We start from the raw sequence: 14,023 nt of genomic DNA on the forward strand, positions 1-14,023 counted from the left end.
TGATTTGTGAAAAAACGTAAATCGGCTGGATTTATGATGAAAACGGCCGGATTATCTTCAGTTTCGGCTGTATACTTCGTCAAAACCGCCGGATTATTCTCGATATCGGCCGGATTTTCGGCGGAAACGGCTGGATTCGTCTGGATACCGGTCCCATTTTGCACTGAACGGCCGGACTCGACTTCGTGACCGGCCCCATTTCCACCAATAAAGCTGAATTCTTCTCAATAACAGCCTGATAGAAGACGAGTACGGCCGAACTTTCATCAAAAGGACAAAACTCCCACCCATACTCACAAACAAATGACAAAATTCTTACCCGCAAACCAACAATAGGCTTGCGCTTCTGTATATTTTTCACTAAAATAGTGAATACATATATTGTTTACCTATATCGAAACGTTGATCAGGAGTAGTAATGATGGATTTCTGTCGTAGAGAGTTGACGGGTGGTGAAAGTCAACCAGAAGCATCATGAACTCGCCTGCTGAGTTGCAAGTGTGAACATCAGTAAGACTTGCCGTTTTCCGCGTTAAGGATGAATGAAGCTGAGTGCGTGTACACTAATGTGGGTGGTACCGCGGGAGAATGTTATTACAAACTCTCGTCCCAAATATTTATTTGGGATGAGAGTTTTTTTATTTTTTTAAAAAAAGAAAGGCACCTGCCTTTCGAATGAAAATTAAAGGAGGATCTCAATATGAGTTTTGATCATAGAAGTGTTGAGACAAAATGGCAGCAGTATTGGGAAGAAAATAAAACGTTCAAGGTGACGGAAGACGAAGGGAAATCCAATTTTTACGCACTGGATATGTTCCCATATCCATCAGGCGCTGGCCTTCACGTAGGACATCCGGAAGGGTTTACGGCAACGGACATCCTTTCCCGCATGAAGCGCATGCAAGGGTACAATGTCCTTCATCCGATGGGGTGGGATGCATTCGGTTTACCGGCTGAGCAATATGCCCTTGATACAGGGAATGACCCGGCAGAATTCACAGAGATGAACATTAATACCTTCCGCCGTCAAATTAAATCACTGGGGTTTTCTTATGATTGGGACCGCGAAGTCAATACAACAGATCCAGGCTACTACAAATGGACACAATGGATCTTCACCAAACTTTATGAAAAAGGCTTGGCTTATGTGGATGAGGTTGCCGTAAATTGGTGTCCGGCACTGGGGACGGTCCTTGCCAATGAAGAAGTCATCGATGGGAAGAGTGAACGTGGAGGGCATCCAGTAGAACGCCGTCCGATGAAGCAGTGGATGCTGAAGATCACCGCTTATGCCGACCGTCTTGTTGAGGACCTTGAAGATGTAGACTGGCCTGAAAGCATTAAAGACATGCAGCGCAACTGGATCGGACGCTCTGAAGGAGCAGAAGTGAAATTTGTGATCGATGGTCATGACAAATCATTCGATGTCTTCACGACTCGTCCTGATACGATCTTAGGTGCAACGTATGCAGTTCTTGCTCCTGAGCATCCGTTCGTCGAGAAAATCACAACTGAGGAACAACGCTCGAAAGTGAATGAGTATATCGACAAGATCAAGTCAAAAAGTGATCTTGAACGTACAGATCTTGCAAAAGAAAAAACGGGTGTATTCACAGGCGCCTATGCGATCAATCCCGCTAACGGAAGCAAAATGCCGATCTGGATTGCCGATTACGTTCTAATGAGCTACGGTTCTGGTGCCATCATGGCTGTTCCTGCTCATGACGAGAGAGATTATGAGTTTGCCAAAGAATTCGATCTTCCAATCGTGGAAGTGGTCGCTGGAGGCAACGTTGAGAAAGAAGCATATACAGGTGACGGGGAGCATGTGAATTCCGGTTTTCTTGATGGACTGCAGAAGGAAGAAGCGATTTCGAAAGCCATTTCATGGTTGGAAGAGAAGAATATCGGAACGAAGAAAGTAACGTACCGTCTGCGTGACTGGTTATTCAGCCGTCAGCGTTACTGGGGCGAGCCGATTCCAGTCATCCATTGGGAAGACGGTACAACAACGACCGTTCCGGAAAACGAGCTTCCTCTTGTACTTCCGAAGACAACTGAGATCAAACCGTCGGGTACAGGTGAATCTCCACTTGCGAACATCAGTGAATGGGTGAATGTCGAAGACCCTGAAACAGGTAAAAAAGGCCGCCGTGAAACAAACACAATGCCACAATGGGCAGGAAGCTGCTGGTACTACATTCGTTATATCGATCCACATAACGAAGAAGCTCTTGCTGATGCGAAGAAAATGGAAAATTGGCTGCCGGTGGATACGTATATCGGAGGAGCCGAGCATGCGGTCCTTCACTTGCTGTATGCCCGTTTCTGGCATAAGTTCCTATATGATATCGGCGTAGTTCCAACGAAAGAGCCATTCCAGAAGCTGTTCAACCAAGGAATGATCCTCGGGGAAAACAATGAAAAAATGAGTAAATCAAAAGGGAATGTTGTCAATCCGGATGAGGTGGTAGAATCTCACGGAGCAGATACTCTTCGTCTATATGAAATGTTCATGGGTCCACTGGAAGCTTCAATTGCATGGAGCACAAACGGCCTGGACGGAGCCCGTCGTTTCCTTGACCGTGTATGGCGCCTGCTTGTCGAAGAGGATGGTTCACTATCCTCTAAGGTGACAGATGCACCGAACAGTGACCTGGACAAAACGTATAATCAGACCGTTAAGAAAGTGACGGAAGACTACGAGGGGCTTCGTTTCAACACAGGAATTTCTCAGCTGATGGTATTCATCAATGATGCGTACAAAGCTGACACACTTCCTAAGAACTATGTGGAAGGTTTCATTAAGATGCTGGCACCGATCGCTCCGCATATGACAGAAGAACTTTGGAGCAAGCTTGGTCACGAAGGAACGCTTTCCTACGAAGCATGGCCGACATTCGATGAATCGAAGCTTGTCGACAACGAAGTCGAAATCGTCCTTCAAGTGAACGGAAAAGTGAAAGCCAAAGTCATGATCCCTCGCGACATGAACAAAGAAGATCTAGAAAAAACCGCCATGGAAAACGATGAAATCAAAATACAAATCGAAGGAAAAACCATCCGCAAAGTCATCGCCGTACCTGGCAAACTAGTGAACATCGTAGCTAACTAATATTTTATTTATGAGGGACGGACCTTGAAATGAATCCGATTGTTAGCAAATGCTAGCAATTGGGGATTCTGTATTTCAGCAAGGTCCGTCCCTCTTTTCTATTTAGGGGGACGGACCTCTATATGGGCTGGATTTTGATCGCAAATCGCTTTAAATCAGAGTTCTATCGAGGTCCGTCCCTCTTTTTCAATCTGATTTTTTTGTTTGGGAGACGGGCTTTGGTATAATTGTGATGAATGAATTATGAATAATGAATGATGAAAGGAAGTTGAGAATGGATACAATTAAAACGATTACGACGGATGAGTTGGAGCATAAGTTGAAAAATGGTGAAGAATTGCTTTTAGTGGATGTACGTGAAGATGAAGAAGTGGCAGAGGGAGTGATTCCTGGGGCGAAGCATATTAAAATGGGTGAAATTCCTGAATCACTGGATCAATTTGATAAAGACAAGGAGTACATCTTTATCTGCCGCTCCGGAAACCGCAGCGGAAATGTCGCTCATTACATGCAGGAACAAGGCTACAAAGTGGTGAACATGGAAGGCGGCATGATGAACTGGGCTGGGGAGACAGCAGAGAAGAAATAATGGTTTTTCTGAGGGAAGCACATCCTTTTTTAATAAAGGGAGTGCTTTTTTCTTTTCTTAATGTATTTGAGTGTGGCTGGCAGGGTGAAATTACTCAAGTAAATTGATTTAACAGCGAAATTTTCGTTTAACGGAGAAATCCAGGATATAACGGCGATATTCAAAATATAACGGCGAAATCCCGAATTCCCCCTCCCATCACAACTCAATCCCAAATAAAAAACTCCCCACCAATTGTTTGAAAACTAAATATTCTGACGATACTAATATCAATCAACAATGGGGAGGGAGCTCTATGATTCAGGTGAAAGTCTTCGATTATGAGCATGAGAAAGATTTAGAGAAAGATATGAATCAGTTTCTCAGTAAACTGGATGATAAAAAAATCGTGGATATTAAATATCATGTAGCAGCATTGGCGGAGGAAGTAGAAGATCAAATTTATTGTTTCTCGGCCATGGTAGTTTACAGAAAATAAAAAGGTTGATCGTACTGCGGATGCAGATGGGATCAACCTTTCTTTTTGTATCATATCTTTGCTGCATTAAAGCCTGCCAGTCTTCCGGTAACAAGGGCAGAGGTAATATTGTACCCACCAGTATATCCGTGGATGTCCAGTACTTCCCCGCAGAAGAAGAGGCCGTTCATCTTCTTTGAAGCCATCGTTTTCGGTTCGATTTCTTTAATGGAGACTCCGCCGCCCGTTACAAACGCCTTATCAATGGATAAGGTTCCGTTCACATTGAAGGTGAATTGTTTTAACAACTTGGTAAACTGGCGGATCTTCTCTGAGGAGATATGGTCTCCTTTTTCATCGTGATCGATTTCTGCACGGTCGAGTAAAAATAACAGGTACCTCTCTGGAACCAATCCTTTGAATATATTTTTCGCGGCTTTTTTTCCATCTTCCTTTACTTGCTTATGAAGAGTCTGGAATAGCTGTTCTTCATTTTGATCAGGCATGGAATCGATTTGCATCGCAACATGGGTCAGGTTCCATTTCTTCATGGCCTTTACTACATATTGACTGCAACGCAGAACAGCCGGTCCGGAAATTCCTAAATGGGTAAAGATCATATCCATTTTATGCGTGATGATTTTCTTTCCCTTAGGATTCAATACGCTTAAATCAACGCTGCGCAATGAAAGTCCTTGAAGCTCTTTCTTTTTAACAAAAGGCTCGTCCGATGTAAGGGGAACCTCCGTCGGGAACAAGTCGGTAATCGTATGCCCCGCTTTTGTGGCCCAAGGATATCCATCCCCGGTCGATCCGGTATGAGGGACGGACTTGCCTCCAACCGCGATGACGACAGCCTTTGTGGCAATGGTTCCCCCGTCTTTCAAGAGGATACCGACCGTCTCGCCATTTTCGTACAGAACTTCCTCCACGCTTGTGCTCGTCCGGGTATCCACCTTTAACTCCTTCATGCGCTTCAATAAGGCTTCCACAACATCCATGGCCCGGTTCGATACGGGAAACATCCTGCCGTGATCTTCCTCTTTTAATTGTATTCCCAGCTTTTCAAAAAAAGCGATGATATCTTCATTACTGAATTCGGAAAAGGCACTATATAAAAAACGTCCATTTCCTGGAATATGCTTAATGATTTCTTCTATGGGAAGTCGATTGGTCACGTTGCAGCGGCCGCCTCCGGAAATCGCAAGCTTTCTACCAAGCTTCGTTCCTTTATCCACAAGAAGGACGTTCGCCCCGTTTTCACCGGCTGCGATACTGGCCATCAATCCGGATGGTCCTCCACCTATGACAATCACATCGTATTTTTTTACCATTTTTCCACCAACTTTTAGTTTTGCTCTTTCGTTTTCAAAAGAAGTTTCTCCTTATTTTAAATGGGATGGGTTTTAAATACAACATTCGAAAAAAATTGTCATTCGATTCGTACAGTAGTAAACTACTGATAGTGTGTAAATATTCAAGTAGGATTTTATTTTGTTTGTTTAATGAGCAACAAGATATATAGAGAGGGATACTATGTCATCTAAATTAATAAGAGGGACGTTTATTTTAACGTTAGGGACCTTTATTTCGAAGTTTCTGGGTCTTTTTTATGTTATACCGTTTGATGATTTGTTAAAAGGTCATGAAGAGGGGGCTTCCCTTTATCAATACGGGTATGTACCCTATACAATCTTTCTGACTGTAGCGACTGCCGGTGTGCCCCTGGCCGTTTCGAAATTCGTTTCAAAATATAATGCCATAGGGGAATATGCTGTAGGACGAAGGCTATTTAAGTCAGGATTGGTGTTGATGACGCTGACGGGGATTGTTTCGTTCCTCATTATGTATGCATTTGCACCAATTTTTGCTGAAATGACGATCAAAAGTGATGAGCAGGTCATTTCGGTTGCACAGGTGACAACCGTCATTCGGGCAGTAAGTTTTGCACTGATCATCATTCCGTTTATGAGCTTGATCAGGGGTTTTTTCCAGGGTCATCAATCCATGGGGCCGACTGCGGTTTCCCAGGTGATCGAACAGATTGTCCGGATTGTTTTCTTACTGGGCGGGATTTATGTTGTATTAAACATCTTGGACGGATCAGTGACAACCGCCATTGCTGTAGCGACGTTTGCTGCATTTATCGGGGGGCTGGCAAGTCTCGGGGCATTGATTTGGTATTGGTTTAAACGAAAGCCTCATTTAGACGAGCTATTAAAGGAAGATCGCGGTCAGGAAGAGATTTCATTACGATCGATGTACAAAGAAATCATCGCCTATTCGATTCCGTTTATTTTTGTAGGGCTTGCCAATCCATTATTTCAACTGGTTGATCAGATTACCTTTAACACTGCGATGTCTGCGATTGGAAATGCGAGTGTTTCCGATCAGGCATTTGCCGTATTGAACTTCTATACTCATAAGCTCGTGATTATTCCAGTGTCACTGGCAACCGCCTTTTCTATGACACTGATTCCGTTGATTACGACGTCTTACACAAGTGGCGACCGGAAAACGATGCGTAGAAACATCGACCAAACGTTTCAAATTCTATTGTTTTTAACAGTACCGGCCGCTTTAGGGATTGCGCTTTTAGCTGAACCAACGTATACAATGTTCTATCACAGTGATGAATTAGGAACGTCTATTTTACGAGCATATGCACCTGTTGCGATTCTGTTTGCTTTATTTGCTGTTACGGCAGCGATCCTTCAAGGGATTGACGAACAGAAATTTACAATCTTCAGCTTGCTTGTCGGTTTGCTTCTCAAGCTTGTCCTGAACATACCGTTGATTCGCTTGTTTGAAACTCAAGGTGCAGTCATCGCCACTGTAATTGGGTATTCGGTAGCAATTCTAATCAATTTATATATCATCAAGAAATACGCGAGATATCAATTCAGGCTGATTATGAGAAGAACCATGTTCATTGGAGCACTGAATGCCGTCATGGCAGTAGTGGTATTGGTGCTATATGGTATACTGGTTCAATTCCTCAATCCTGAGTCCGGATTCCAATCGATTCTTCTCGTTGCGATCTGTGGCGGGGTGGGAGCACTCGTTTACTTCTACTTAAGCTTAAGAAGTAAATTGGCAGATCGATTATTCGGGGATAAAATCACGAGAATTCGCAGTAAACTTCGCATAGGGTAAAAGGAAAAGGGATGATACAATGCCGATCATCCCTTTTTTTATTGAATGGCGCAGGTCCGTAATGGAAAGTGAGCCTCGTTCTTATTTAATGGGTTTATTCACCGTTAACCAATAAATGTGAAATGGAAACGCTAATTATTATAATACCCAAGCTGTCTTTCAAGTCGCTCTACTTTTCGTTCCAAGCGGTCGACTTTACGGTCCAGACGCTCATATTGTCTCTCGAGTCGGTCTAACCGGTCATTGATGCCGCCACCATACCCTTGACCAGGAAAACCTGGATATCCCTGTCCACCGCCTCCAGGGAGTGGAATAGGGATTAATAATCCACCTGAACCTTGTTGTCGATAAGGATACATACGCTTCACCTCATTTACTTTTATCAAAGTTGCTTACCTTTAGTAGCCTATGCTAAGAATAGAAACATGAATGGGTAGGTGCCTATGGACGGTTCGAATCACTGATAATTCAACATAATATATATATACGGAGCGTGATTAATGTGAGAATAGATAAAATGCTTGCCAATATGGGTTACGGCAGCCGGAAAGAAGTAAAGAAATTATTAAAGGATGGCGGTCTTCAAGTCAATGGAGAGGTCATTAAAGATGGGAAAGTACATATCAATACGGAAAAAGATACAGTGATGTTGTACGGTGAGCAGGTTGAGTATCGTGAATTCATCTACCTTCTTATGAATAAGCCACCTGGAGTCATCTCCGCCACAGAAGATGGACAGGATGAAACCGTCATTGATTTACTTCAATTGGAAGATCAAATATTCAATCCATTTCCGGTTGGAAGGCTCGATAAAGATACAGAGGGATTCCTCCTCATTACTAATGACGGTCAATTATCCCACCAGCTCCTTTCTCCGAAGCGGCATGTGCCGAAAACGTATTTTGCCGTGATTGACGGGGAAGTGACGGAAGAGGACGTGGAAGCTTTCAAAAAAGGGGTCACGTTGGAAGATGGCTACGAAACAAAGCCGGGGGAATTGACGATTTTAAAATCAGGATTGACCTCTGATATTGAATTGACGATTACAGAAGGCAAATTTCATCAGGTGAAAAGAATGTTCGAAAGCGTAGGGAAGCGCGTCATGTATCTAAAGCGTTTAACGATGGGTCCCCTTGAGCTTGATAAAGATCTGGAGCTTGGTGAGTACCGTGAGCTGACTGAAGAGGAAGTTACGTTACTAAAAGAATACAAACCTGAATAAAGAAATGGGGCAGCACCCTTCATAAAGGTGCTGCCCCATTTCGTTGATTGAAAGTCATTTTAGTTTGCTATTGTCGCCTCTGGGCAAAGCCCTTCCGCTTTTGTATGTGTCCAGCTCCGGCGGCTAGAGGCTCGAGGTCATAAGCTAAACCTACCAAAAAGGCAAAAAGCGCCTTTCCGGAAGGTTTAGCTTATGCTTGTCGCCTCTTAACGAGCCGCCTCCGCTTTTCTATGTGTCCAGCTCCGGCGGCTAGTCCCTCGAGGTCATAAGTCAAGAACACCAAAAAGGCAAAGGGCGCCTTTCCGGCGTTCTCGTCTTATGCTTGTCGGGCCTGAACGAGCCGCCTCCGCTTTTGTATGTGTCCAGCTCCAGGGCTTAGAGGCTCGAGGTCATAAGCCAAACCTGCCAAAAAGGCAAAAACCCGCCTTTTTGGCAGGTTCGTCTTATGCTTGTCGCCTCTGGGCAAAGCCCTTCCGCTTTTCGATTAAGAAGTCATCTTTACTTTCTTCTTTGTAGTTGTCCATTGACCCCGACTTGGGCTTTGTACCAAGTCATTATACGCTAACACGTTGAGATCTCTTTGTATGGTGCGAGGAGTAATGCCAAATTCGTCTACAAGATCTTGAGTTGTTACAGTACCTTTCTGATTAATGTACATGTACACAGCTTTGATTCTAGTTAGCATACGATTGGTTGAAGGTTTCAAAGAACCACTCCCTCATCATTTTTCCAAAGGCAAAGACTACATGTGTCGTTTGTGCACCTCACGTGCTACCATATGTACTATGCGCTTTAGACAACCCCTTTTCTACATATAAAGTTTACTCATAAGATGTCAGACAATTACATTGTACTCCTAATCCGACAAAATTTCAAAAATATTGTCCAAATTTACAAACAATTTACGTAGTAACTTGATGGTTGTATTCCTAGAATATGAAGAAAATGCTAAATATATGTATTTTTTATCTTATAAGGTTCTAATCGTAAGAGTTGTAGCGGAAAGGAAGTGCCTGTAGCGAAAAGGAACGGTACATATTTCACTACGATATTCATTCAGGCAGTATGCTCATTGAACAGAGCAAGACCACTTACATAAGGATTCTCTCTGTTTGGATTTCCCCATAAAACAGTATAAAATGAGAGTAGAAGTAAATACATATAAGCAGGTGGATACGAATGAGTATTAATTGGACGAATGAAGTGGAGAAGCGGAAAGACGATTTGCTTAAGGATCTGCAGAAATTCCTGCAAATTAAAAGTGTGCTGGATGAAGAGAATGCGACGGAGGAAGCACCGCTGGGGAAAGGCGTGAAGGAAGCGCTGGACTATTTGTTAACCCTTGGAGAGAAAGACGGTTTCACTCCTAAGAATGTCGATCATCTTGCCGGACATTTAGAATTTGGGGAAGGGAATGATCTTCTCGGTATTCTTTGTCATGTGGATGTTGTGCCTGAAGGGGATGGATGGAGCGTCGATCCTTATGGCGGTGAGATAAAAGACGGTAAGGTTTTCGCCCGTGGAGCGATCGATGACAAGGGTCCTACAATGGCAGCCTATTATGCCATGAAAATCGTAAAGGATCTTGATCCAACCTTCAATAAGCGGGTCCGGATGATCATTGGAACAGATGAAGAAAGTGACTGGAGATGTGTAGAGCACTATTTTAAAAACGAAGAAATGCCTACAATGGGATTTGCCCCTGATGCGGACTTCCCGATCATCCATGCAGAAAAAGGGATCGCCGACTATGATTTAGTCCAAACAAAATCGGAGGATGAGCCTCAATCGGGCATCAAAGTCCTGTCTTTTGAGTCCGGACGCCGCTACAACATGGTTCCAGACTATGCCAAAGCGGTCCTGCTGGTCGAAGAGGATCACACAAAGTGGGTTCAAAACTTTGAAATTTTCACAAAGGAAGAAAACATCAAAGGCAACTATTACATTGAAAACGGAGAGCTTGTTTTTGAAGTAGAAGGAGTTTCCTCTCATGGAATGGAGCCTGACAATGGGAAAAATGCCGGTCTCTACTTAGGTGCATTCTTATCACAGCTGCCCCTTTCTTCTCAGGGGAAAGAATTCTTTGAGTTCACGACCAGGAATTTCTTTAAAGATTCAAGAGGGATCCAGCTTGGTGTAAGTTACCGTGACGACATTACGGGAGATTTAACCATCAACGTAGGGAAGCTTCGATATTCAGATGCTGAAGGCGGACGATTAGGGCTGAACATGCGTTATCCAGTTACATTTGAAATGGAAAAAGGTAAGGCGATCATTGAAAACATCGAAGGCTATTCGGTTGAAAATTTCACAGATAGTAAACCTCATCACGTTTCCAAGGATGATGAACTCGTTCAGACGCTGAAAAAAGTATATGAAGACCAAACCGGGGAAAGAGGAGAATTATTAAGCATCGGTGGAGGGACTTATGCCAGAAGCTTGGAGGCAGGCGTAGCCTTTGGAGCCTTATTCCCGGGCCGTGAAGATATTGCTCATCAGAAGGATGAATATATGTATATAGAGGATCTCCTGAAAGCAACGGCTATTTACGCACAGGCTATCTATGAATTAGCATGTGAATCTTAAGAGAGACAAGGGGAGAGCAGAATGAACACAGTATTTGTAAATGGGGAAGTCATCGATCGTGCCGATGCGAAGATTGATATTGAGGATCGCGGGTATCAATTCGGGGATGGCATCTATGAAGTGATTCGCGTATACGGCGGAAACACCTTCACGATGAAGGAGCATATGGAGCGACTTTATCAAAGTGCTGAAAAGATGAAGCTGTCCATTCCGTATTCAGAAGATGAACTGACTGGGCATCTTCTGGAGCTTATCGATTCCAATCAAGTGAAAGACGGGATAGTTTATTTACAAGTGACACGCGGTGTGTCTTCCCGTCAGCACCATTTTCCTTCGAAAGAGGTAAAGGGAAGTGTTGTTGCCTATACGAAAGACTTCCCTGTTCCTCTTCGCCAGATGGAGCAAGGTGTAACAGCTAAGCTGGTCGAAGATATCAGGTGGCTGAGATGTGATATTAAGAGCTTGAATCTTCTTGGAAACCTGCTTGCAAAAGAAGAAGCGGCTTCTGAAGGCCATTTCGAAGCCATTTTGCATCGAGGTGATACGGTGACGGAAGGTTCCTCTTCGAATGCATTCATAGTGAAAGATGGGGTCATCTACACGCATCCCGTAACAAACTTGATCCTCAATGGCATTACGAGAAGAGTCATTGAAGATTTATGCAGAAGAAATGCTATCTCTTTTCAAGAAGAGACGTTTCTTGTCCCTGATCTTCTCGAAGCGGATGAAGTATTCATCGCAAGTACGACTTCAGAAGTAATGCCCGTCATTAAGATTGATCAACAGGTGATTGGGAATGGGAAACCCGGTTCAGTAACGAGAAAGCTGCAGGCACTCTTTAGTGAGAGAAAAAGGGAACAAAGCCCGGTAAAATAGTTGGAGGCTTTAAATGAGATTGATTTGTTCACAACCATTTATGAAGACAGAACGAAGAATAGAAGACAACCAGCAATTCACGGTAGAGACAGAGGAGCATCTTTATTTATACAATGATCGAATCGAGACTCCTACGAAAAGCTTCACCATCAAGGACGTGATGGATGTGACAAGCAAGCCGTTGTCAGCTTACTATACTTTTTTGTATCTTCACACGATTGAAGGAGTGTGGACGTTTGTTGTTAAGTCTTCCCCAGAGCATTTCATCACGCAGTATCATAAGGTTAAATAAACATAAGAAAGAGGCTGCGCCGTCATGGGCGCAGCCTCTCTTGGTTATCGTCCAAGCCTGTTCAGATTTTGTCATTAAAACCTAAACAGGTCACTTGATAGATATCTTTCTCCTGTATCGCAGGCAATGCACACGACTACATCTTCAGGTGATAATTTCTTCGCCACTTCTATGGCTGCATAACAAGCGGCCCCTGATGAAGGTCCTACCAGGATACCTTCTTCACTTGCCATTCTGCGAGCAATATCGTAGGCATGCTCGTCTTCGATTTTGTGGATTTCATCGTAGACACTCGTATTCAGGATATCCGGAACAAACCCTGGGCTCGTTCCTACTAATTTATGCTTACCTGGCTTACCTCCGGATAGAACCGGGGATCCCGCCGGTTCCACCACATGAACGGCGAGATCCGGATAGTGCTCTTTTAACACTTCGCCAGTCCCTGTAATCGTGCCGCCCGTTCCGGCAGTCGCAACAAATGCAGATAAGGGCTTGCCGATTTCTTTCATGGCCTCCACAATCTCCAGGGCCGTCGTCTTTCGGTGGGCATCCGGGTTCGCATCATTTTCGAACTGCATCGGCATGAAGCTATTGGGAATTTGCTCTGTTAATTCTTTCGCTTTTTCAATGGCACCTGGCATTTTGTCATCTCCAGGTGTTAAGACAACTTCAGCCCCGTATGCCTTTAACAGATTAATACGCTCTTGAGTCATCGTATCGGGCATGACCAGGATTGCGCGATATCCTCTTGCTGCTGCATTCATGGCAAGTCCGATACCCGTGTTTCCGCTTGTAGGCTCTATGATGGTTGAGCCTTCTTTTAAGTAGCCTTCCTTTTCTGCTTCAACGATCATTTGAAAGGCTGCACGATCCTTCACACTTTTACTCGGGTTATAGAATTCCAATTTAACATATACATCCGCTCCGTCAGCAGGATTGAGTCGATTCAATTTGACAAGGGGGGTGTCCCCGATCAGTTCAGCGATATTTTGTACAACTTTCATAGTCAACTTCCTTTCAGAAAACGTTCTTCTTCTATCGTACTAATTCAGATAAATCTTATCAAATAAATGAGCTTTGTATTTCATTTTTATTGCATTTCCTTCTAGTCATTCTCTCTCATGACACATTTTGCTAAAATGGTAGTAACAAATGAAAGGACGAGTGATATGTTGAAAGCTCATTATTTCTTTGCACTCTCTTTATCTCAAGAAACGAAACACCTTATACATAAGTGGACAGAGCCAATGATGGATGAGGGTTCTTTTCAGCGCTGGGTGCACCCGCAGGACTATCACATCACTTTGGCCTTTTTAGGAAGTGCGGACGAACTTCAACCCGTGATCCATAAAATAGAGGCCCTCTATTGTCCTTCATTTTCATTAACCCTTGATCACTACGGTACCTTTGGAAAAAGTGATTCACCCAGAATTCTTTGGATGGGCATTCAGCCTTCTGAAATCTTACAACGAGTTCGGGAAAGTGTGTATGGTGCGTGTGAAGAAGCGGGCTTTCCATTAGATAAGAGACCTTTTTCTCCACATATCACCGTAGGGAGAAAGTGGAATGGGGATTTTCCTTTTACTTCCTGGTGGTTGAATTCGTTTCAGCCAACGGACACCCATTCTTTCACAGCAGGAGAAATCGTGTTATATCAAACTCACTTAGATAGACTGCCAAAGTATGAAGCCATTTACACCAAACCGTTACATGCAAATTGACCGTCATGA

Annotated in this window: 13 protein-coding genes and 1 other annotated feature; of the genes, 9 read left to right on the forward strand and 4 right to left on the reverse strand. The window is 43.7% G+C overall.

Going from position 1 to position 14,023, the window contains the following annotated elements; translation table 11 throughout:
• Positions 1 to 393 precede the first annotated feature (393 nt).
• Positions 394 to 615: a binding site (T-box leader), on the forward strand.
• Between the two features lie 85 nt (positions 616 to 700).
• The 3 genes from leuS to ACOSV2_RS19915 all read left to right on the forward strand — a co-directional run bounded on the left by leuS (position 701) and on the right by ACOSV2_RS19915 (position 4,182).
• Positions 701 to 3,115, forward strand: coding sequence for a leucine--tRNA ligase (gene leuS, locus ACOSV2_RS19905; protein WP_428976584.1), 2,415 nt, complete (start codon positions 701 to 703; stop codon positions 3,113 to 3,115).
• Between the two features lie 274 nt (positions 3,116 to 3,389).
• Entirely contained in the window at positions 3,390 to 3,704 is a 315-nt protein-coding gene (locus ACOSV2_RS19910) for a rhodanese-like domain-containing protein (protein WP_428976585.1), read from the forward strand.
• 295 nt (positions 3,705 to 3,999) lie between these two features.
• Positions 4,000 to 4,182, forward strand: a complete 183-nt coding sequence (locus ACOSV2_RS19915; RefSeq protein WP_428976586.1) for a sporulation protein Cse60 — start codon at positions 4,000 to 4,002, stop codon at positions 4,180 to 4,182.
• Between the two features lie 50 nt (positions 4,183 to 4,232).
• Here the strand turns inward: ACOSV2_RS19915 and ACOSV2_RS19920 are convergent, their stop codons facing one another.
• A complete protein-coding gene (locus ACOSV2_RS19920; RefSeq protein ID WP_428976587.1) occupies positions 4,233 to 5,495 on the reverse strand; it encodes a BaiN/RdsA family NAD(P)/FAD-dependent oxidoreductase in 1,263 nt (420 codons plus the stop codon).
• 202 nt (positions 5,496 to 5,697) lie between these two features.
• On the opposite strand from ACOSV2_RS19920, the gene ACOSV2_RS19925 reads away from it, so the two are divergent.
• Positions 5,698 to 7,317 carry a putative polysaccharide biosynthesis protein gene (locus ACOSV2_RS19925; RefSeq protein WP_428976588.1) on the forward strand — a complete coding sequence of 540 codons (1,620 nt, stop codon included), beginning with the start codon at positions 5,698 to 5,700 and terminating at the stop codon, positions 7,315 to 7,317.
• 131 nt (positions 7,318 to 7,448) lie between these two features.
• Here the strand turns inward: ACOSV2_RS19925 and ACOSV2_RS19930 are convergent, their stop codons facing one another.
• Positions 7,449 to 7,676 carry a hypothetical protein gene (locus ACOSV2_RS19930; RefSeq protein ID WP_113969815.1) on the reverse strand — a complete coding sequence of 76 codons (228 nt, stop codon included), beginning with the start codon at positions 7,674 to 7,676 and terminating at the stop codon, positions 7,449 to 7,451.
• Positions 7,677 to 7,819: 143 nt separating this feature from the next.
• Between ACOSV2_RS19930 and ACOSV2_RS19935 the strand changes: the two genes are divergently transcribed.
• The gene (locus tag ACOSV2_RS19935; protein WP_428976589.1) at positions 7,820 to 8,539 is read left to right on the forward strand and encodes a pseudouridine synthase; all 720 of its coding nucleotides are present in this window, start codon (positions 7,820 to 7,822) and stop codon (positions 8,537 to 8,539) included.
• A 484-nt stretch (positions 8,540 to 9,023) separates the two neighbouring features.
• Here ACOSV2_RS19935 and ACOSV2_RS19940 read toward each other — a convergent pair whose 3' ends face one another.
• On the reverse strand, positions 9,024 to 9,245 hold the full coding sequence (locus tag ACOSV2_RS19940; protein ID WP_428976590.1) for a DeoR family transcriptional regulator: 222 nt from the start codon (positions 9,243 to 9,245) through the stop codon (positions 9,024 to 9,026).
• 473 nt (positions 9,246 to 9,718) lie between these two features.
• Here ACOSV2_RS19940 and pepV point away from each other — a divergent pair, with 473 nt between their 5' ends.
• From pepV to ACOSV2_RS19955, 3 genes are read left to right on the forward strand one after another with little or no spacing between them, the layout of a single operon-like run.
• Positions 9,719 to 11,125 (forward strand): dipeptidase PepV, encoded by a 1,407-nt coding sequence (gene pepV, locus ACOSV2_RS19945; RefSeq protein WP_428976591.1) that lies wholly within the window; start codon positions 9,719 to 9,721, stop codon positions 11,123 to 11,125.
• Between the two features lie 21 nt (positions 11,126 to 11,146).
• The gene (gene dat, locus ACOSV2_RS19950) at positions 11,147 to 12,001 is read left to right on the forward strand and encodes a D-amino-acid transaminase (protein ID WP_428976592.1); all 855 of its coding nucleotides are present in this window, start codon (positions 11,147 to 11,149) and stop codon (positions 11,999 to 12,001) included.
• Between the two features lie 13 nt (positions 12,002 to 12,014).
• Positions 12,015 to 12,293: a hypothetical protein gene (locus tag ACOSV2_RS19955; protein WP_428976593.1), complete on the forward strand. Its 279-nt coding sequence runs from the start codon at positions 12,015 to 12,017 to the stop codon at positions 12,291 to 12,293.
• Between the two features lie 74 nt (positions 12,294 to 12,367).
• On the opposite strand, the gene cysK is transcribed toward ACOSV2_RS19955, so the two are convergent.
• Positions 12,368 to 13,297 carry a cysteine synthase A gene (gene cysK / locus ACOSV2_RS19960; protein ID WP_428976594.1) on the reverse strand — a complete coding sequence of 310 codons (930 nt, stop codon included), beginning with the start codon at positions 13,295 to 13,297 and terminating at the stop codon, positions 12,368 to 12,370.
• A 165-nt stretch (positions 13,298 to 13,462) separates the two neighbouring features.
• On the opposite strand from cysK, the gene thpR reads away from it, so the two are divergent.
• A complete protein-coding gene (thpR, locus tag ACOSV2_RS19965) occupies positions 13,463 to 14,014 on the forward strand; it encodes an RNA 2',3'-cyclic phosphodiesterase (protein WP_428976595.1) in 552 nt (183 codons plus the stop codon).
• Positions 14,015 to 14,023 lie beyond the last annotated feature (9 nt).

This window comes from Rossellomorea sp. DUT-2 (genome assembly GCF_052665285.1).